The sequence below is a fragment of the Nonomuraea aurantiaca genome (genome assembly GCF_020215705.1).
Taxonomy (GTDB): domain Bacteria; phylum Actinomycetota; class Actinomycetes; order Streptosporangiales; family Streptosporangiaceae; genus Nonomuraea; species Nonomuraea aurantiaca.
Genome location: NZ_JAIWNB010000004.1, coordinates 88,644 through 108,447, shown reverse-complemented (window position 1 = coordinate 108,447; position 19,804 = coordinate 88,644). Strand labels below are relative to the sequence as shown.

General features: G+C 71.3%; 15 protein-coding genes and 1 pseudogene. 6 read left to right on the top strand and 10 right to left on the bottom strand.

The features are described 5' to 3' along the window. Positions 1 to 303: 303 nt before the first annotated feature. From LDL49_RS12280 to LDL49_RS12270, 3 genes are all read right to left on the bottom strand, one after another. Positions 304 to 828 (bottom strand): NUDIX domain-containing protein, encoded by a 525-nt coding sequence (locus LDL49_RS12280; protein WP_225291125.1) that lies wholly within the window; start codon positions 826 to 828, stop codon positions 304 to 306. Positions 829 to 868: 40 nt separating this feature from the next. After that, on the bottom strand, positions 869 to 2,215 hold the full coding sequence (locus tag LDL49_RS12275; protein ID WP_225291124.1) for an NsdA family TPR-like regulatory protein: 1,347 nt from the start codon (positions 2,213 to 2,215) through the stop codon (positions 869 to 871). Positions 2,216 to 3,227: 1,012 nt separating this feature from the next. Continuing rightward, on the bottom strand, positions 3,228 to 4,376 hold the full coding sequence (locus LDL49_RS12270) for a PucR family transcriptional regulator (RefSeq protein ID WP_225291123.1): 1,149 nt from the start codon (positions 4,374 to 4,376) through the stop codon (positions 3,228 to 3,230). Positions 4,377 to 4,593: 217 nt separating this feature from the next. Between LDL49_RS12270 and LDL49_RS12265 the strand changes: the two genes are divergently transcribed. The 3 genes from LDL49_RS12265 (at position 4,594) to LDL49_RS12255 (ending at position 7,857) form a co-directional block, all read left to right on the top strand. Continuing rightward, positions 4,594 to 5,196, top strand: coding sequence for a hypothetical protein (locus LDL49_RS12265; RefSeq protein ID WP_225291122.1), 603 nt, complete (start codon positions 4,594 to 4,596; stop codon positions 5,194 to 5,196). A gap of 165 nt (positions 5,197 to 5,361) precedes the next feature. Then, positions 5,362 to 5,889, top strand: a complete 528-nt coding sequence (locus tag LDL49_RS12260; RefSeq protein ID WP_225291121.1) for an MFS transporter — start codon at positions 5,362 to 5,364, stop codon at positions 5,887 to 5,889. A 99-nt stretch (positions 5,890 to 5,988) separates the two neighbouring features. Then, positions 5,989 to 7,857 carry a bifunctional copper resistance protein CopD/cytochrome c oxidase assembly protein gene (locus LDL49_RS12255; protein ID WP_225291120.1) on the top strand — a complete coding sequence of 623 codons (1,869 nt, stop codon included), beginning with the start codon at positions 5,989 to 5,991 and terminating at the stop codon, positions 7,855 to 7,857. A gap of 21 nt (positions 7,858 to 7,878) precedes the next feature. Here LDL49_RS12255 and LDL49_RS12250 read toward each other — a convergent pair whose 3' ends face one another. Next, positions 7,879 to 10,179: a beta-xylosidase/alpha-l-arabinosidase gene (locus LDL49_RS12250; protein WP_225291119.1), complete on the bottom strand. Its 2,301-nt coding sequence runs from the start codon at positions 10,177 to 10,179 to the stop codon at positions 7,879 to 7,881. 234 nt (positions 10,180 to 10,413) lie between these two features. On the opposite strand from LDL49_RS12250, the gene LDL49_RS12245 reads away from it, so the two are divergent. Next, complete coding sequence (locus LDL49_RS12245) at positions 10,414 to 11,424, top strand: LacI family DNA-binding transcriptional regulator (protein WP_225291118.1); 1,011 nt, start codon at positions 10,414 to 10,416, stop codon at positions 11,422 to 11,424. A gap of 12 nt (positions 11,425 to 11,436) precedes the next feature. Here the strand turns inward: LDL49_RS12245 and LDL49_RS12240 are convergent, their stop codons facing one another. Continuing rightward, positions 11,437 to 12,174 (bottom strand): phytanoyl-CoA dioxygenase family protein, encoded by a 738-nt coding sequence (locus LDL49_RS12240; protein ID WP_225291117.1) that lies wholly within the window; start codon positions 12,172 to 12,174, stop codon positions 11,437 to 11,439. A 93-nt stretch (positions 12,175 to 12,267) separates the two neighbouring features. Between LDL49_RS12240 and LDL49_RS12235 the strand changes: the two genes are divergently transcribed. Beyond that, the gene (locus LDL49_RS12235; RefSeq protein WP_225291116.1) at positions 12,268 to 13,173 is read left to right on the top strand and encodes a helix-turn-helix transcriptional regulator; all 906 of its coding nucleotides are present in this window, start codon (positions 12,268 to 12,270) and stop codon (positions 13,171 to 13,173) included. Here the strand turns inward: LDL49_RS12235 and LDL49_RS12230 are convergent. From LDL49_RS12230 to LDL49_RS12220, 3 genes are all read right to left on the bottom strand, one after another. Next, the gene (locus LDL49_RS12230; protein WP_225291115.1) at positions 13,145 to 15,226 is read right to left on the bottom strand and encodes an alpha-galactosidase; all 2,082 of its coding nucleotides are present in this window, start codon (positions 15,224 to 15,226) and stop codon (positions 13,145 to 13,147) included. The two genes, LDL49_RS12235 and LDL49_RS12230, sit on opposite strands and share 29 nt — an antisense overlap. Positions 15,227 to 15,398: 172 nt before the next feature. Next, a complete protein-coding gene (locus LDL49_RS12225) occupies positions 15,399 to 16,049 on the bottom strand; it encodes a TetR/AcrR family transcriptional regulator (RefSeq protein WP_225291114.1) in 651 nt (216 codons plus the stop codon). 99 nt (positions 16,050 to 16,148) lie between these two features. Beyond that, positions 16,149 to 17,363: an MFS transporter gene (locus LDL49_RS12220; protein ID WP_225291113.1), complete on the bottom strand. Its 1,215-nt coding sequence runs from the start codon at positions 17,361 to 17,363 to the stop codon at positions 16,149 to 16,151. A gap of 136 nt (positions 17,364 to 17,499) precedes the next feature. Here LDL49_RS12220 and LDL49_RS12215 point away from each other — a divergent pair, with 136 nt between their 5' ends. Further along, positions 17,500 to 17,985, top strand: a complete 486-nt coding sequence (locus LDL49_RS12215) for an RDD family protein (protein WP_225291112.1) — start codon at positions 17,500 to 17,502, stop codon at positions 17,983 to 17,985. 48 nt (positions 17,986 to 18,033) lie between these two features. Here the strand turns inward: LDL49_RS12215 and LDL49_RS56865 are convergent. Together LDL49_RS56865 and LDL49_RS12200 are read right to left on the bottom strand one after the other, a co-directional pair. After that, positions 18,034 to 18,580: pseudogene (locus LDL49_RS56865) on the bottom strand (alpha/beta fold hydrolase). After that, positions 18,571 to 19,773: an MFS transporter gene (locus LDL49_RS12200; RefSeq protein ID WP_225291111.1), complete on the bottom strand. Its 1,203-nt coding sequence runs from the start codon at positions 19,771 to 19,773 to the stop codon at positions 18,571 to 18,573. The pseudogene LDL49_RS56865 and the gene LDL49_RS12200 overlap by 10 nt, the downstream one beginning before the upstream one ends. Positions 19,774 to 19,804: the final 31 nt, after the last annotated feature.

Below are 19,804 nucleotides of genomic sequence, written 5' to 3'. Positions count from 1 at the left end.
AATCGGGTTCTAGTAGGCTTGGGAGTGGCTCCATTGTATCCATGCTGCAAGTATCGCCAATATGCGAATAGGCTGCGACGTGGGATGACGAGTAGTGATGCAATCGAGACGATCGCGTTTTGAGGGCTACCCCATATGCATCCTCGCCTATGGGCATATAACGAAGGCGCGAGGCGGGACTTCCCGTGAAAGACCGACATGCAAGTAGCGCAGGACCTGCGTGGCCTGAGCGCTTCTGGCGCCATCAGAGCACCAGAAGAACCGCGAAGCGGTGAGGGCTGGCGGCACCACAGCCGCGAGTCGCTACACCCCCGCGAGGACGTAGAGCAGAGCGTTCATGCTGGTGCCGCTGATGATGTCGCGCTTGTCGATCAGGCGGCGGATGTCCGTCAGGGGGACCCATTCGATGCGCTCCGCCTCCCATCCTTCGGTGGGCGGCCCGATGTGCTGGGCGCTGTCGGCGCGGAAGATGTGGTGCTCGGAGTCGGAGATGCCGTTGGTCGGCTGGGTGTAGAGCAGTGGCGACAAGGAGCCAGGTCGCCAGCCGGTCTCTTCTTCGACCTCGCGGGCGGCGGCGGCGATCGGTTCCTCGCCCTCCTCGATCTTGCCGATCGGGATCTCCCAACCCCAGGTGTCGGTGATGAAGCGGTGCCGCCAGATGAGCAGTACGCGGTTCCGCTCGTCAGTGACGACTGCACCGGCTCCGGGCGCGGTGCGGATGAGCCGATGATCAAGATGCCGTCCGTCTGGCAGTTCCACATCGGCCACGCGGACGTCGAGCCAGCGGTCAGTGTAGAGCGGTTCTTCCGAGTGGACCTGCCAGCGCATGCGGCTGCTCCCCTGGGTGGATGCCTGGACCGGCACCACGTTACAAGGGGATGCCCGCCTGCTGCCTGGCCCGAGCGACAAACGCCTTGACCGGTTGCGTGTCGTGGGCGCTCAGGGCTGTCATCACCGCTTCGATGCGCTCGGCAAGGCGCTCGGACTCCATGCCCTCGGTGCAGTCGAGCATGCTTTCCGCGGTGGAGACGGCCTGTTCCAGCTCGCCGCGTTCGGCCAGGATCAAGGCGAGAGTCGCCTGCCGGTGAGCCTGCCCCCGTAGATGGCAGGTGCTGGCCGAACGCAGAGCCTCCTCTGCGTACTCTTGGGCAGGTGTCAGGTCGCCGAGACGCCGCAGGGCCTCGGCGTGCTGGCACTCAAGCAGACCCGGTTGTACATAGCCGGTCTCCGGAGGCTCCTCTCCTTGCCGGATCTGCCCTGCCGTGGCCTCCGACAGGCGCATGTGCGCGTGGCAACTCGCCCGATCGCCGACACGTGCGTACGCCTTCGCCTGGAGAATGTGCAGGTCCGTCGCGAGGGCGGGACTCAGGTAACCCCGCGCTGCGCGCAGAGCTGTCTCGCAATACTGGAGGACGCGCCGGTACTTCGCCTGGGCCATCGCCTGGTTCGCCAGCAACGCGATCACGTAGCCGCCGAAGGCCAGGTTGCTCGACGCTTTGGCCATCCTGAGCGCGTGGAACAGGTAGCGCTGCGACAGCGCCTGCCTGTCGGAGTCGTACGCGCATATGCCCGCGAGCGCGATCAGCCCACCAGCCGCCCGGAACAGTCGCCTGCCGATCTCGTCGTCATGGCTACCTCTGAGCAACGGCGTCACGCCGGTGTTGAGGAAGGCCACGAGGCGCGGCCGTACCGGGATGCCGCCTACCCTGCGGTACATCTGCTCATAGCGGCCACGCGCGTCCTTGAGCACCTGGACGTCGTCCATCGACAGTGGGCGCGGACCTCGCTGCGAGACGTCGATCTCGTACGGCGGGTTCTCCCACTCGAAGACCGGTGCGATGGCGGCCGAGCCCTCGATCAACGATGCGCCCACCGGAAAGACCTTGTTCCCCAGGTCTCCTCGCCACAGGGCGACGGCCTGGTCAACAACCTTGGGCAACTCCATCTCACAGGCGTCACCCGCCGTTCTCGCCATCCCGATATCTGACAGTGCGAGGACCCGCCCGACCTTGGGCCCGATGATCTCGCAGATGATCTCCGGAACGTCACCCCTTGGGATGGCGTGATCTCTGACCCATCGCGCTACGGCCGTGTGGTCGTAGCGCGTGGGGCGACGGGCGGTCGCGGTGGCCTTGTTGATTCGTGCGGCCATTCCCGCGTGCGAGATGCCCGCCTCCGCAAGCAAGGCATCCAGCAGGATGTTCGGCTCACTCACTTCAGCCCCTCCGTCGAGCGACGCCATATCCGGAGTGTAAGCAGAAAGTTACAGAACGAACAGGCAGGTTGACAGGCGAGCGCATCACAGCTTTATCGCATTCACACAGGGCGTGAACCGACTCCCACCACCCGTCGCGATCACGCGCTTATGAGAGCGATCCCGCGCCGAGTCCACTGGCTCCATGACCCGGAACCAACCAGAAATCACTCGCCCACCTCACCCCTTGCATGCCCCGCCCGCGACATAGGCCAAGCCCTTGTCGCACTCGGCGTCCCTGCCGACATCCACGATGAATACGGGCTGGCCCTGGTGTCGGTTTGGGTGGGCCTGGTGGTCTGGTGCGATGGCGACCGCTACTGGTGGCGTACCGGCTGGGACCCGCACCGCAAACGGGTCATCTACGCCTACCATCCCGCGCTCGATCCCGAGCGGGCTGCCCGTCGCGTCGCCTCCCGCTACGCGGACCTCCGCAGAAGCCATCCCCTACCCCAGCCGATATACGTGCAGGCGGCACCTTCGGGGCCAGTCAGTTGAGCATCGATACGCGACAAGTGGGAAGCCGCGTCACGATCACGGAACTTCTGCACAGCCACGCACGAACCCGCGCTCACCGTGCCAGGCTCATCGGGCGTAGCGGCACAGTGATCAGCATCCTCACCCACGGAACCAACGCCTTGATCCGGCTTGACGGGGATCACTTCGACCTGCCCGCCGGCATTCGCCGTTGGCCTGTCCATTGGGATGACCTCACCATCGAACCCGTTGCCGATGCGGGAACAGCACCCCCGCGCGAGTACCGGACGGGCGTCTTGGGAAGCGGGCAGGACGCCGTACTACACGCCGTGCTCCCCGGCACATCCACCGGCCTGTGCGCGGAGCCGGTCGGCCCTCTGCCGATCTGCGGCTGGTCTCTGCCGTTCGCGCCGACCTCGCGCCGCGCCTGCGTCCGATGCGTGGCCTTGCAGGCATCTCTATCTTGACCGCCGCACATGGCCGTGCCCCAACCGCCTCACCGGGCCAGCAGGCGCGCCACCGCCGTGCTGAGCATCCGTACGCCGAGGGTCGACCCGGGCTCGAGGCCGGTCACCTTGCGGGCGCGCTGCAGCCGGTAGTCCAGGGTGCGCGGATGGATGCGCAACGCTGCCGACGCCGCCGCGCGGTTCATGTCGTGGCTGTAGTAGGCGTGCAGGGTCGACACGAGGTCCGGCCCCTTGGACAGCCGCCGGGCGAAGGCGCGCAGCCAGGCGTCGATTTCCGGCGTGTTCGCCACGGCCATCTCGACGAACAGGTCGGCGAGGACGTACAGGCGCGCCGGCCGGTCCTCCGTCGGCGCCACCCGGCTGGCCTCCCGCGCCCAGGTGAGGGATTCGGCGAGCTGACCGGTCACGCCCTCCACGGAGGCGACCTGGCAGGCCCGCCCGAGCAGCGCCACCGCCGACCGCACATGGTGCAGCGCCACCGTACGATCCACGGTGCCGGGAGTCAGGAGGACCAGCTCGCCACAGCTCAGCCAGGCGACCAGCGAGCCGGTGGCGAGCGCGCTCACCACGGTGGAGCGCTCCCGCTCGGGTACGGCGGGGGCGGGGACGCGCACCACTGACACCGCGTAGCGGGAGGCCACCAAGGGCCGCAGCGGGTCGGCCAGTCGCGGCTCCACCGGCTCGTCCGCGAGCAATGTGCGCGCGAGCAGCTCGTTGCGGGTCGCCAGCGACCGTGACCGGCCCACCCCGTCGGTGTACCCGTGCAGGTACGCGCTTCTGGCCCGGACGCTCTGCGAGCCGATCCAGCCGAGCATCCGCAGCAGGTCGTCGCCGTCCTCCGGACCGGCCACCTGGTGGATCTCCTGGAGTGTGAGATGCGTGTGCAGCCCGAGTACCCGCTGCTGCGACAGTACGGACAGCCCCAGCTCGGCACGCTGGCGGCCCACCGACGAGATCGTCGACAGGTCATCGTCGTTGAGCGGCAGCCGCGCCGGTGCCAGGTCGAGCCTGCGGGACCGGATGAAGACGGCGAAACCGTACATGCTCGCCTGGTGGTCGCGCTCGCCGCCGATGCTCGGGATGTCTCGATACTCGGGGATCTCGCGCCGATACGCCGACACGGCGTTGCGCGCGTTGTCCTCCACATGCTCACGTAACGACTCGAACAGTCCGCCCACGTTCCGTTCCCCCCTCAACAGTCAGGTTCGGTGCTTGCCCCCCGGCGTATTCGTCGTCCCGCTCGTCGTGGATCAATGCTCCTTACGCGAACGCGTAACAGCGCGTGGAACGTTGTGTCGCCGCCACGAAGACCTGTTCGGCGGGCGGATTTGATACTTGGCAGGCCGCAGCGTGGTTCGGCTGCGGCGCCATCGACCGCTCGACGAAGGGATCGGTATGCGACTGCGTCATCTCGTCCTGACCGTGCTGCTGGCGTGCCTGGGCGCGACCTGGCTGGGCGCCGCACCCGCCCAAGCCGCACCGCTCACAGTCCAATCGGTCGACGCCTATCTGGGCGGCGTGGACCTCAACGGTTACTGCAGGTCGATCGGGTACGACGGCGCCAAGAAGGTGGCCAACCATTTCGATGGCTGGCGGTGCGTCATCGGCACCACCGAAGTCGGCCTTTCGGTGGTCAGCGCCTGTCAGTGGCAGTTCAGCCCGCTCGTGGCCGCCGGCTATCCGGTCACCGCGTCGACCAACGGCAACAGCGCCGGCGAGTGGAAATGCCATGCCACGCCGGGAGCGACCGAATTCTACAAGGGCATGAACCTCGCCGGCTTCTGCCAGTCGATCGGCTACAACGGCGCGAAGCACTTGGGCGACAACGTGACCGGCTGGGTCTGCACCAGGAACGACGGTGCCCAGATCCGCCTCGACCTGCATGCGGCCTGCACCTGGCAGCACGCTGACAAGGTCGCCCAGGGATGGACCTTGGTAGGGGTCTGGGAAGGCTACGGCGACTCGTTCAAGATCAACTGTCGGGGCGTGCATGCCTGACGATCGCGCATGATCAGCGCGCCGGTGCCCCCGAAAACGGGCGCTCCGGCGCGCGTCACATGTTTATAAGCCTAGAAAAACTGAAATTTCGGATAAAACGCCATAGGTGGGAACGAGCCTCACGGCGGGCTGCTGGTGTGGGAGCATTTGGGCACCATGCGAGCCATGCTGCCGTTGCGATTAGCGCGGTCGGCCCTCTTCGCGGCCGTCTGTGTGACGCTGGCCGCCCTGGCCCACTGGTTCGCCGACGGCACTCTGCCGGGCCCCGGTCGTCTCGCGCTCGGCGCCGGGCTGGGGACGGCGGGCGCCGGCGCGCTGGCCGGCCGGGAGCGCGAACCGGTCGCGATCGCCATCCTGCTCGGTTCGGCGCAAATCCTCCTGCACGGGCTCTTCTCGTGGCACGCCGCTCCCGCACCCATGCTGCCCGGACACGGACCGGCCACCGACATGGGCATGGTGCTCTGCCACCTCACCGCCGCTCTGGTGACCGGATGGTGGGTGGCCAGGGGCGAGACCGCGCTGTGGGCGGTGCTGCGGCGGCTGGCCGTACGTCTGCTCCTGGTCCTGGCGCCGTGCCCCGCATACCCACTCACTCCACCGGCGCCCGCCTATCGCTCACCCGGCGGACCGTACGAAAGCGTCCTGCGTCACGCGGTCGTCCGGCGTGGACCTCCGCTCGCGGCTGCCTTCTGACCCCCGTCCCGCAGCCACGTGGAGATCACCATGCCGTCAACCCCCTATGCCGTCAACCTCCGATGCCGTCGAGCCCTGCCCGCCGGCACCTGAGCAGCCGTGTCCACTTTCCGAGGCGGGGCGACGCCGGCCCGCCGATACGCCGTCGTCACCGTGGCCGCCGGAGTCCTGGTGCTGGTCGCGGCCCTGCTGTTCGGCGGAAGCGTGCCGCAGCCGTCGATCCCGGGCCTGCCCAAGGCGGGACCGTTCACCGACTGGGGGATGCCCCTGGCCCGGTTCACCTATGACCTGTGCGCCTTCGCCACCGTCGGAACGCTGGTGGCCGCCGTGATCCTGGCGCCGCGCGGCACGCCGCAGGCCGCCGCCTGCCTGCGCGCCGCCGGCCGCTGGGGGCTGGGCTGGGCCGCCGCCGCGGTGGTGACGTACCTGCTGACGATCTCGGAGGTCGTCGGCCTGCCGCTCACCGACCTGTTCGAGAGCCCGTCGATCCTGTCGTTCGGCATGACCGTCCCGCAGACCCAGGCGCTGCTCATCGTGGCCGCGGCGGCGGGGGTGGTGGCGATCGGCACCAGCCTGTGGCGTTCGCCGTGGTGGAACGCCTTCCTGCTGGTGGTCGCCGTCTTCGCGATCCTGCCGCCCGCCTACGTCGGCCACGCCGCCTCGGCGGGCGACCACGACATCGCGATCTCCGCGCTGATGGCGCACCTGGCGGCGGTGGCGGTGTGGGTGGGCGGCCTGGCCGCCGTCCTGGTCCACTTCCGGCGCTCGGACCGGCTCGCGGAGGTGGTGCCCAGGTTCAGCACGCTGGCCCTGGCCTGCTTCGGCGCGGTGGCCGTGTCGGGCGTGGCGAGCGCCTGGGTGCGCCTCGACGCCGTCGCTCAGCTGTGGCAGACCCGGTACGGCCTGCTCATCCTGGCCAAGGCGGCCGCGCTGGTGGCCCTGGGCGTCTTCGGCCACAACCATCGCCGCCGGACCGTCGCGGGCCTGGCCGAACGCCCGGTGCGGCACACGTTCGTCCGCCTGGCCACCGGTGAGGCGATCGTCATGGCGGCGGCCGTCGGGCTCGCGGTCGCCCTGTCACGCACCCCGCCGCCGCTCTCCGAGGGCGGCGGCGGTCATGAGCACCTCCTGCTGGAGTACGACCTGCCGCCCTTCTCGATCGGCGGCCTGATCACCGAGATCCGGCTGGACCCGCTGATCCTGCTCCTGCTGGCCGGCCCCGCGATCGGCTACCTCATCGGGTTGCGCCGCCTGGCCCGCGACGGGATCGTGTGGCCGCCGGGCCGTACCGCCGCGTGGCTCGCCGGGCTTGCGGTGCTGGCGTTCGCCCTGCTCAGCGGGGTGGGCGGCTATGCCCGCGCGATGCTGTCCGCGCAGGCGCTGCAGTACGGCCTGGTCGCGCTCGTGGCGCCGCTGCTGCTGGCGCTCGGCGCGCCGCTGACGCTCGCCGCCCAGACCACCACGGACCGGTCCCAGTACGGCGACGTGACCCGCGCGGTCCTGGACAGCCGCCTGGCCGCGCGGCTCACCCATCCGGTGACCGTCGCCGCCGCGCAGATCGTGCCGGTGGCGGTGCTGTACGGGACGGGCTGGCTGGGGCAGTCGTTGTACAGCTACGCGCTCCATCTGCTCACCCTGGCGCTGCTCTTCTGCGCCGGGGCGTTGTGCTTCTGGGTGCTGGCCGGCGTGGACCCGCTGCCGCGCCCGGTCACCTGGGTGGCGCGGGTGCGGCTGCTCGCGGTGGTCGCCGTGGCGCAGCTCGCGCTCGGGCTGGCCCTGCGATTCGGGCCGGGGGTGGGCGTGGACTGGTTCACGCTGGTGTCGCCGCCGGGGGTGTCGGACCTGTCCGCCGACCAGCGGGCCGCCGGGCTGACGGTGCTGGTCGTCGGGGTCGTGGTGCTGGTGGCGCCGGTGGCACGGCTGGCGTCATGGCGGCGGGCCGCTCAGTGGAGGAGGACGCTCGTCTGATCGACCGTGGTCAGGTGCCGCTCAGTGGAGGAGGACGCTCGTCTGATCGACCGTGGTCAGCCGCCGTTCGGCGCCGGTGATCTCGTACACCGGCCCGGTCAGCGTCACCGGCCTCTCGGCGACGACGTCGGTGACAGAGCGGCGGACGGACACCGTCACCTCGCCGGGTTCGACGACGCGCCGGCCGTCGCGCCCGGTGAAGGCCAGCAGCCGCGTCGGCACCTCGAAGCCGACCGACGCCCGCTCACCGGGCGCGAGCTCGACGCGCGCGTAGCCGACCAGCTGGGCGAGGGGCCGGGTGACCGAGGCGACCACGTCCGAGGCGTAGACCTGGACGATCTCCGCGCCCGCCCGCTCACCCGCGTTGCGGACGACGACCGAGCAGCGGATCGACCCGTCCGCCGCCGGGGCGGTCTCGGCCACGGACAACTCGTCGTAGGCGAAGCGCGTGTAGCTCAGCCCGTGACCGAACCCCAGCTCCGGAGCGGGGTCGATGTTGCTCACCGAGCTGGCCGCGCCGAGCCGGGGATGCAGGTAGCTGTACGGCTGGCCGGCGGCCGAGCCGGGCATGCTCATCGGCAGCCGCCCCGAAGGGTTGACCGCTCCGCTGATCACCCGGGCGATGGCCCCCGCGCCCTCCTCACCGGGAAAGAACGCCTGCACCACGGCGGCGGCCTCGCGGAGGATGCCCGGCACGGCGTAGGCCCGGCCGGTCAGCAGAACCGCCACCACCGGAGTGCCGGTGGCGAGGACCGCGTCGGCCAGCGCCTGCTGGGCGCCGGGGAGGTCGAGGGTGTCCACGTCGCAGCCCTCACCGGAGGTGCCCCGGCCGAACAGGCCGGACCGGTCGCCGAGCACGAGGATCACCACGTCGGAGGCGGCCGCCAGGTCCACGGCCGCGCCGAACCCCGCGCGGTCGCCGTCGTCGACACCCGTGCCGTGCGCGACCCGCAGCAGCGCGTCCGGGAACTCCGCCCGCAGGGCGTCGAGCAGCGTGGGCGACTCGATGCCCGGCTCGACCTCGGGGAAGTGCGGCAGGACGTGGTTGACGAAGGAGTAGCAGCCGAACAGCGCGGTGACGCTGTCGGCGTTCGGGCCTATGACGGCCACGCGCCGTCCCGCGCCGTCGCCGAGGGGCAGCAGGCCGTTGTTCGTCAGCAGCACGATGGACTCCTCCGCCAGCCCCCGCGCCAGCGCCCGTGACTCGGCGCCGTCCAGGTCGACGGGCCCCGAAGCGGCCGGCTCGTAGTCGTCGTCGAGCAGCCCGAGCTTCGCCTTCTGCAGCAGCACCCGGCTCAACGCCCGGTCGATCAGCGATTCGGCGATCCGCCCGCTCGACACGGCCTGCTTCAACGGCGCCAGATAGGCCACCCCGGTGGGGAGCTCGACGTCGATCCCCGCCGTGAGTGCCTGCACGGCGGCGTCCTCGGCGTCCGTGGCGACGGCGTGCAGCGTGTGCAGGAAGGCGACCGCGAAGTAGTCGGCGACGACGGTGCCGTCGAAACCCCACTCGTCACGCAGGATCCGGGTGAGGTAGTGGTCGTCCGCGGCGACCGGGATCCCGTCGATCTCCGCGTAGGAGTTCATCACCGAACCCGCACCCGCGTCCCGGATCGCGACCTCGAAGGGGAACAGCAGCACGTCGGCCACCTCCCGCGGCCCCGCGTGGACCGGGGCCAGATTCCGCCCGGCGCGGGAGTTCGAATAGCCGACGAAATGCTTGAACGTGGCGATCACGCCCGCGGACTGGAGCCCCCGCACGTACGCCGCCCCGATCGTCGCGACCTCGTACGGATCCTCCGACACGCACTCCTCGACCCGCCCCCACCGCTGGCCGCGGATCACGTCGAGCACCGGAGCGAGACCCTGGTGAATGCCGAGCGCGGCCATGCTCGACCCGATCTGCCGGCCCATCCGCTCGACCAGCTCGGGGTCGAACGACGCGCCCCAGGCCGGCGGGACCGGATAGGTCGTGGCCTGCCAGGCCGCCAGGCCGGTGAGGCATTCCTCGTGTGCCAGCGCCGGGATGCCGAGGCGGGTGTGGTCGAGCAGCCACCGCTGCCGCGCGGCCAGCAGGGTGCTCGCCCACTCCGGATCGACGGGCCGGGTCCCGTAGTGCCGGGTGATCTGCCCGAGTCCGTCGCGGGCGAACTCCTCGAACGCGACGTCCTCTCCCTGCATCGCGTCCTGAAGCGGCGCGACGACACCCTCCTCGCGATTGACGTTCAGCCACACGCCCACGAGCTGCGCGAGCTTCTCGTCGAGTGACATGTCGGCCAGCAGGTCGCCGACACGTCGCGCCCGACGCTCATCGATCGTCATGCACGCACCCTCACTGTTGATCTGGCACTCGAGGCGCCCGGTTCGGCGCGGGCCTCCGCCATTGCGTCGGAAACTTTCTGGAGAGTTTCCGAAAAGATGCCGTGACATTGCCGTTCCGTTACGGTAGATTCCGGCTTGTCGTCGTGTCAACACTTGCCGCATATGCCCCATCTGCCCAGGTCATAAGGGGCTACAGGCCGAAAGGTCGCCGAAAGCCGGCAAACGGGAGGTACAGTGCCCCGACCCACGCTCTCCGATGTCGCGGCGGCGGCCGGGGTGTCGGTCCCGACCGTCTCGAAAGTATTGAGCGGCAAGAAGCACGTCTCCGCCGCCACCCGCGGCAAGGTGCTCGAAGCGGTCCGGGCCTCCGGATACAAAGCGCTCCGCCCGCCCAGCGCCCCGCAGGTCGGCCTCGTCGACCTGCTCATCGACGGGCTCGGCTCGCCCTGGGCCGAGGTCCTGGTCAAGGGCGCGGAGCAGGCGGCCGCGCGCTGGGGATTCTCACTCGTCGTGACCTCGTCCGCGCGCGCCGACTTCGACCTGCGGCGCTGGATCGGGATGGTGCGCAAGCGCGGCACCGACGGCATTGTCCTAGTGCTCTCGCGCGCCAACCAGGACGAGATCGCGGCGGTCGAAGAGCTGCTGCGGGTCCCGCTGGTGCTCCTGGATCCGGTCGGCAAGCGCGATCCCCGGCTCTCGACCGTGGGCGCGACGAACTGGTCGGGCGGGGTGATGGCCACGACCCATCTCCTGGAGCTGGGGCACGAGCGGATCGGCTTCATCGGCGGCCCGCTCGACACGCAGTGCACCCTCGACCGCTACGAGGGCTACCTGGCCGCGCACCGCACCTTCGGCGTCGAGCCGCAGGCGCACCTCACGCGGTTCGGCGACTTCCAGGTTTCCGGCGGCAAGACGTTCGGCGCCGAGCTGCTCGATCACCCCGACCGGCCCACGGCCATCTTCGCAGGCTCCGACCTGCAGGCCGCGGGCGTCTACCAGGCGGCGACCGAGCGCGGCATCCGCATCCCCGAAGAGGTGTCCGTGGTCGGCTTCGACGACTCCCCTCTGTGCGAGATGCTGTCCCCGCCGCTCACCACGGTCCGCCAGCCGCTCGACGACATGGCCAACGAGGCGGTCCGGCTGATCACCGAAGAGCTGGCCCACCGCAGGGGCTCGGCCGGCACCCGGATCGAGCTCGCCACGACCCTCATCGTCAGAGGCAGCGCGACGCGCCGACCCGGGTGACGTCGGGGCCGATCAGCGGGCGAAGCTGGGGAAGTGCTCGTCGGGCAGGGGCAGGCCGGGGGTGAGGCCGAGGGGATCGGTCAGCACGTGCGCCGGTTCGGCGGCGAAGACCGCCTCGGCGTCCATGTAGATGACCACGTGCGCGATGCGCGGGTCGTCGGTGAAGTTGGGCGTGGCGCAGTGCGCCAGGTACGAGTTGTGGAAGGTGCAGTCGCCCGCCTTCAACGGGACGGTCACCCGCTGCCGCCACCGCAGCTCGGGCGCGATCCGGAAGAGGTCCTGGCCGTCCGTCAAGTCCTGGGCGCGCAGGTCCTGGAGATCCTGCGAGCCGGGCACGAACGTCATGCAGCCCCGCTCGACGGGCACGTCGACCAGCGCGATCCAGGCCGACAGGGCGTGCCGCGAGCCGGCGTGCGGCCAGTACGGCTGGTCCTGGTGGAACTCGGTGGCCGCGCCGTTGTGCGGCTTCTTGATCAGCAACTGGTCGTGCCAGAGCCGCAGCGGCACGCCCGCCAGGCGGGTCGCGAGCGCGGCGAGCCCCGGGTGCAGGGTGAGCTCGCGCAGCGTCTCGTCGTGCTGCCAGAGCTGCAGCAGCTGGACGAAGATGTCGCCCTCCCGGTTGTCCCGCACGGTCTCCTGCGCGGCCAGCGCCGCCTTGGCGTAGCGGGCGGCGTCCGCGCGCGAGATCACCTGGGGCAGGTGGATGAAACCGTCACGTCGGTAGGCGGACACCTGCGCGTCGTCAAGCATGTGTTTCTCCCTTGTCGGTGGTGCCTCCACTCTTGCCGGGCGGTGCCGGGACGGGCTAGGACGGGGGTTGCTCGCATGTAGCACAATCCTGATGTGCACCGTGTACGACGCGACGACGTCTTCACCCCCGACCGGCCGCCCGTGGTGGCGGAGCGGCACGAGCTGGCCGCCGACAACAGCGCGCACAGCCACGACTTCCTGGAGCTGGCCGTGGTCACCAGGGGCACGGCCACGCACGTCTCGGCCATCGGTGACCAGGGGCTGAGCCGCGGCTCGGTCACGCTGCTGCGGCCGGGTGACTGGCACGGTTACCGCGACTGCCGCCGGCTGGTGGTGCACAACGTGTACGTCGGTCCGGAGGTGTTCCAGCGGGAGCTGGCCTGGCTGCGGGCCGAACCGCACATCGGCAGGCTGCTGCACCGCTCGGGGCACGTGTCGCGGCTGGACGACGGGGCGCTCGCGGTGGTGGAGGCCGCGCTTCCGGCGGCGGTGGGCGGGCACATCACGCGGGTGGGAGCGCTGCTGTGCCTGCTGGGCGGGGCGGCGGCCTCGCTGGCCACGCTGGCCTCGCTCGGCGAGCCCGCCGCCGGGAACGCGGGGACGCACCCCGCGGTGCTGCTGGCCGTACGGGAGCTGGAGGGCGACCCGCGGCGGGACTGGTCGGTGGACGACCTGGCGGCGCTCGCGCGGGTCTCGGCCGCGCACCTGGCCAGGACGTTCACCGCCCAGCTCGGCATCTCCCCGATGGCGTACCTGAACCGGCTGCGTGCCGAGCGGGCGGCGGCGTTGCTCATCGAGACGGACCTGCCGGTCGCGGCGATCGGCAGGCAGGTGGGGTGGAGCGACCCCAACTACGCCAGCCGCCGCTTCCGGCAGTTCTTCGCGATGAGCCCGTCCGCTTACCGGTCCCGGTTCAGCGCACCTGCTATCCCTGGACGGCCTATCCCTGGACGGCCTATCCCTGGACGGCCTATCCCTGGACGGCCTCCAGCTCGATGACCAGCGCGGTCCCGGACTTCAGCGCCGGGGACGGCAGCCCGAGCCCGGCCAGGACCGAGCCCCGTAGGCGTACCGGGGCGGCCGTCCACTCCGGCAGCCCGACGCCCGTGGGCAGGCGGCCCGCCACCCGCACCTCGTAGACGGTCTCGGGGTCCAGTCCGGGCAGGCGCAGCGGGGCCGGACCTATGGCCACCCGGGAGGCGAGTTGGACGCAGGCGAACACCGCGTGCCCGTCCCGGACCACGCCGTGCAGCAGCACCGCCGGGTCGGGATGGTCGGCGCGGACCACGGTCCCGCCGTGCAGCGTCGGCCGCAGCCGCTTGTGCAGGGCGATCCATTCCGCGAGCTCCTCGCGTTCGGCCTCACTCGCCGACGTCAGGTCCCACTCGACGCCCATGTGCCCGAACAGCGCGGTGGCGCACCGGAACGACAGCGCCAGCGACCGGCCGGTGATGTGATCGCGCGGCGCGCCGACGTGGCTGCCCATCAGCTCCGGCGGCACGAGCAGGCCGGTCCAGCGCTGGATCGCCTGCCGGTCGAGCGCGTCGTTGCTGTCGGAGGTCCAGACCCGGTCGGTACGGGCCAGGATGCCGTAGTCGATCCGCGCGCCGCCGGACGAGCACGACTCGATCTCCAGCCCGGGATGGCGCCGGCGCAGCTCGTCGATCAGCCGGTACGCGGCCACGGTCTGCGCGTGCACACCCGCCACGCCGTCGTGGACGGGCTCGGCGATGTCGCGGTTGTGGTCCCACTTGAGGTAGTCCAGCTCGTACTCGCCCACCAGCGCGCTGATCCGTTCCAGCAGGTAGTCGAAGACCTCCGGCCGGGCCAGGTCGAGCACGTGCTGGTTGCGCTGCGGCGGCGGGAGCCGGTCGGCGCGGCCGAGCACCCATTCGGGGTGTTCGCGGGCGAGGTCGGAGTCGAGATTGATCATCTCCGGCTCGAACCAGAGCCCGAACTGCATACCGAGCTTGCGTACGTGCCCGGCCAGCGGGTGCAGGCCGTCGGGCCACACCCCCTCGTCCACGTACCAGTCGCCGAGGCCGGCATGGTCGTCGCGGCGGTGCCGGAACCAGCCGTCGTCGAGGACGAACCGCTCGATCCCCACCTCCGCCGCCCGGTCGGCCAGCGCCAGCAGCCGGTCGAGGCCGTGGTCGAAGTAGGTGGCCTCCCAGTTGTTCAGGGTGACCGGGCGGGCCGGGCGCGGGCCGCGCGAGCGCAGGTGACCGTGCAGCCGCCCGGCCGCCGCGTCCAGCCCGGAGTCGGACCAGGTGAAATAGACCAGCGGGGTCTCGTACGTCTCGCCCTCGCCCAGGGTGATCTCGCCGGGCGCCAGCAGTTCGCCGGCCGCCAGCAGCGTCACGCCCTCCGGCAACCGCTCGACGTAGTGGACGTGGTCGCCGCTCCATCCGGCGTGCGCCGCCCACACCTCGCCGTGCCGGAACCCGAACCCGCCCGTCCCCGCCACCAGCAGGCCCGTGCCGTCGTGCCCGGTGCGTCCGCGCCGGTTCTCCCGCGACCAGACGCCGTAGGCCAGCGGCCGGCGCTGCGGCACCTTCTCCAGCGCCCACCGCCCGGTGAAGTCGAGCAGCTCGTCCGCCCGCGCGGGCAGCGGCAGCGCGCAGGTCAGCTCCTCCACGCGGTACGGGTCGGCGGCGGTGTTGGTCAGCGCGTGCCGCATCGTGACCACGCCATTGGCGTCCATGGCCAGCTCGCTCACCAGCCGGAGCCCGGCGTGATCATCGGTGGCGGTGATGGTCACGCTGCCGCCCGCGCCGGGCACGGCCCGCGTCTCGACCGGGCCGTAGAGGCTCCACCTGACCGGCCGATGCGCGGACGTACGGGCTCCTGACAGGCCCGGCCGGCCGTACCAGCTGTCGCCCTGGAGCGGCACCAGCGGCGGCGCGGGAGTCAGCGACGCCAGCGCGGGCAGCAGGTGCGGCTCGGCGACCGCGCCCAGGTCGGCGCCGAAGTAACGCACGCGCGGCAGGCCGGAGCCCGCGACGTCGAGAACGAGACAGGCGCCTGCGGCGGACAGGATCACGGGTGACACGTCGGGGGGCTCCTCACATTCGGACCGGCGCCGGGCCGTCTCGCCCGCCGCTTCCGTGTAAGAGATTCGCATGCCGCGCCGGCCGCGTATTGCGCAGGGGTACGCCGCTACGCCCGCCCGCCTCCGGGCAGCGGTGCGCCGCTGCGCTCGGCCGTCGGGGGAGGGGGCGTGGTCAGACGTGGGCGGCCAGGTCGAGGACGTGCCGGGCCGTGGCGTCCAGGAGGTCGGGGCCGGGCGGGCCGCCGTGGACGAGCGCCTGGTAGTAGAGCGGGCCGAGCAGCACGCTCAGCAGGGTGTCCACGGTCGGCTCGGTCACCGGGCGGCCGGTGTGGCGTTCGAGCACGGCGCGCAGTCCCGCGAGGTCGCGCTCGCGCTGCTCGCGCAGGAACCCCTCGCGCAGCGCCTCGGCGGTGGCCTGGTCGGTCTGGGCGTGGCCGAGCAGCGCCCGCAGGACCTGGCCCGACGGCTCCTCGAAGAACCCGGCGATCCGGCGGAGCTGGGCTTTCAGCTCCTCCTCGGCGACCGCATCGCCGCCCGGCCAGGCCAGGGCCTCGCGGGCGTCGTCGGCGAGGGTGTCGAGGAGGATGTCGACCTTGGACTTCCACCAGCGGTAGACGGTCTGCTTGGCGACACCGGCCCGAGCGGCGATGCCCTCGATGGTCACCCCGTTGAACCCCCGCTCGACCAGGAGATCGTCGGCGGCGTTGAGCACCGCGAGCCGGATGCTCTCGCTGCGCTTGGGGCCCGTCCGGCTCACCACGGCCGTCCGTCCTCCGGCGGGCCCGGCGTTTCGGTCGGCGTTTCGGTCGGCGGGGATGGTCATCGTCCTCTCGAGGTACGTTCCGGCAGCTCGATTCTGGCATGCCGGAGGATGTACTCGGCCCTTCTTCCGTGCGCCGATCCGGCGGGCCGGCGAACGCGATCAGCCCTTCTTCCGCCAGCCCTTCTTCCGCGCGCCGAGCAGGCTCAGCAGCACCGCGACGGCCAGCAGGGCGACCGCGCCGCTGAAGACCTCTCCGGCCGGGCGCAGGCTCGACACGTGGATCAGCACGCCCACTCCGATGGCCGGTACGGCGAGCATCGCGTACAGGATCGCGAAAAAGGCTGACACCGACGCGCCTCGATGGTGCGGAGCGCCGCGGGTGACGATGCCCGCGAGACCGTGCCCGATGGCGACACCGGTGGCCAGGCCGTTGATCACGGCGCCGAGCAGGAGGGGGACGAGCCAGGCCGTGGCGAGAGCGGTGCCGATCAGCGCGGCGGCGGCGATCAGGCCCAGACAGGCGGCGGGCAGGGCGACGGCCGCGCTGAGCACGCGGTTCAGCAACTGGCCCAGGGCCGTGCCCGCGAACGCGACGAACACCACCAGCCCGGTCAGCGCGTGGCTCGACTGGTGCGCCAGCGTGCCCAGGAACAGACCGATCACCGCGGTCAGAACGCCCAGGACGGCGAAGCCCGCCCCGGCAGCCATCGCCGAACGCAGGAAGTCCGCCCGGATCTCGCCCGGCACGCGCAGCGGCTCCAGGCGCGGGGTGAAGCCGGAGCGGTGCGCGGCGCTCTCCCGCGTCGCCGCCACGCCGAGCAGACCCAGAACCGCGAGAGCGCCGACGACGACCCAGGGGGTGCGCAGCGGGGCGGGCGCCAGGTCGGCCAGGATCCCTGCGAGCAGGGTTCCGCAGGCCAGGCCGCCCATGTTGGCGAACAACGCCATCGTGGCCGGCCGGACCCGCGAGCCGGGCCCGATCAGCTCGGTGAGCGCGGCCGTGGCGGCACCGGTGACCAGGGCCGCCGACAGCCCCGACACGACGCGGGCGGCGAGCAGCACCGCGACGTTCTGCGCGACGAAGAAGACCGCGGCCGCGGTCACCGACAGCGCGGTCGCGATCATCAGGGTCGGCCGTCGGCCGATCTGGTCGGACAGGCGCCCGAACAGCAGCAGCCCGGCGACGACTCCGATGGCGTACACGGCGAACACCACGGTGATGGTGAACGGCGAGAAGGCGAAGGCGCGCTCGTAGAGCGGATATAACGGCGTCGGCGCGGTGGTCCCCGCCATGGTGATCCAGAAGGCGAAGGTCACCGCCGCGGCGGCACCGGTACGGCGCCGGGGTGGTGTGGTGATCGTGGTGCTGAGCATGAACCGACCTCTCAGATCCAGGGAGTCACTGACGTCCCGCACACTAGACTAGACGTTGCGTCTATTCAACCTGTGGAACGAGATGGAACGCCTCTTCGGTGAGAGCCCGCTCCTCAATACCGCCGGAGTTGTGTCTATGTCCGAAACGCTGTGGCGCGACGGCCCGCCCTACGGCCGGCTCGCGCAGGAGTTGCTCGCGGGACGCGGGCGACGGCTGTTCGCCGGTCTTTCCGATGCCGTCATCCTGGGCCTGCTCACCTGGCCCCTCCTGGCGCGGGCCGGCGTCTTCGAGCCGATGGACCCCGCGAAGGACTTCGCCGACTTCGTCTTCCACCTGGACTGGCGGTGGCTGATCGCCGGGGCGTTCGTGTGGTACGCCAGCCACTGGCTGCTGGTCGCCTTCTGGAACGGACAGACCATCGGCAAGAAGGCGTTCGGCATCCGCGTGGTGCGCGAGAACGGCGCCCGGCTCACCCCCGCCATGGCGGCGGTACGCGCGCTGATGACCGGCTTCTTCGCCGCGCTCGGCCTCACCGTGCTCGACCTCGTCTGGATCGTCTTCACCCGCCGCAGGCACGCGCTGCACGACCTGGCCGCCAGCACGGTGGTCATGATCGACTGATCAGCGACCCGCCAGGAAGCCCAGGACCGTGAGGCCCGCGACCTCTGATCAGCGACCCGCCAGGAAGCCCAGGACCGTGAGGCCCGCGACCTCGCGGAACTCCTCGAAGTAGGCGTGCCGGGCACCGGCGATGAGACGCGTCCGCGCACCGGGAATGCGGCCCGCGAGCAGGGGCGCGTTGGCCGCGGGGCTGAAGACGTCGTCCGTGCCGTGGAGGACCAGCGTGGGCGCGGTGATGCCGGGCAGCGCGTCCCAGGCGTCGTGTCCCGCGCTGGCGGCCAGGTGCCGCCCACTGGGCCACCCGCCCGCCCATCGACGTGCCGTACACGTGGGCCCGGTCGGCGCCCAGGTCGTCGAGGACGGTGACCACGTCGGCCGCGAAGCCGCGGGTGGTGTAGGGGATGTCGGGCTTGTCGCTGTCCCCGGTGCCGCCGTAGTCGAGGGTGACGGTGGTGTGGCGGTCCTCGAAGTCGGCCCTGACGCCGTCCCACCAGTGGTGGTCGTTGGCCTGCCCGGCCAGCAGGACGAGGGGTTCGCCCCGGCCGCGGACCTGGTAGGAGACGGCCACGCCGTCCCCGGTGACGGCTACCGGCATGATCGTGTGTCGAAGCGGCGGGCCAGGTCCAGCAGGAACCCGGCGCCGACGAGCAGCCCGACGGAGACGGTGATCACGCTCGGCCAGCCGCCCGTCTCCCACCGGTAGGCGGCCAGCGAGCCGAAGACCGAGCTGCCGGCGTAGTAGGCCAGCAGGTACAGCCCCGCCGCCTGGCCCACGCCGACGCCGACCCGGTGGGCGCGGTCGGAGACCCAGCCGCTGACCAGGGAGTGCGTACCCAGAAAGGCGAAGGTGACCATGGCCAGCCCGATCACGATGGCCGGCAGCTGGGGCGCGGCGGTGAGCAGCGTCCCGATCACCAGGAGCGCGACACCGAGCAGGGCGGCCAGGCCGAGCCCGCGCCGCAGCGCCAGCCGCCCGGCGGCCAGCGGCCCCGGCACGCCCACCGGGTAGGCCAGGAACACCAGCGCGCCCGCCCCGCCCAGCAGGTACGGCGCCGCCTCCAGGCGGAAGGTCAGCGCGTTGCACAGCCCGACGAACGCCCCCATCGTCGCCGCGCCGACCAGGCACAGCGCCACCAGGGACGGGTCCCGCAAGGTGAGCGCGGTGTTGCGCAGCAGGTCGCCCAGCCGCGGGCTGGACCGTTCGAAGTGCCGCGACGGCGGCAGCAGGACCCACAAGCCGATCGCGCAGAGCAGCGTGACGACCCCCACGACGGCGCTGGCACCGCTCCAGCCCCACACCGCCTGGACCGGGCCGGGCAGCAACCGCCCCGCCGCCCCGCCGAGGGCCGTGCCGGTGATGTAGGTGGCGTTGGCCCGTACGTGGGACCCTTCGGGCATCTCCTCACGCAGGTAGGCGAGCGCCACGGCGGGCAGCCCGGCCAGCGCGACGCCCTGCAGCCCGCGCAGGACCAGCAGCGCGTGCCAGGTGGGCGCGAACGCGGCGGCGATGCCCAGGACCGCGCAGCCGGTCAGCGACCACCGCATGATCACCACCCGGCCCACCACGTCGGAGATCGGGCCGACGAACAGCAGCGCGACCGCCATCGTGATCGTGGCCAGCGACAGCACCGCCGTCGACTCCGGTGCGGAGACCCCGAAATGGTCGGCGACGCCGGGCAGCAACGGCTGGACATAGTAGAGCGCCAGGAAGTTGGCCAGGCCGCCGAACATCAGCCCGTACCTGATCCGGAGGGAGGCGCGATCCCCTGACACGAGAGTCGAGAGCACCCGTCGAGCGTGACCGATCAGCGCTGATGCG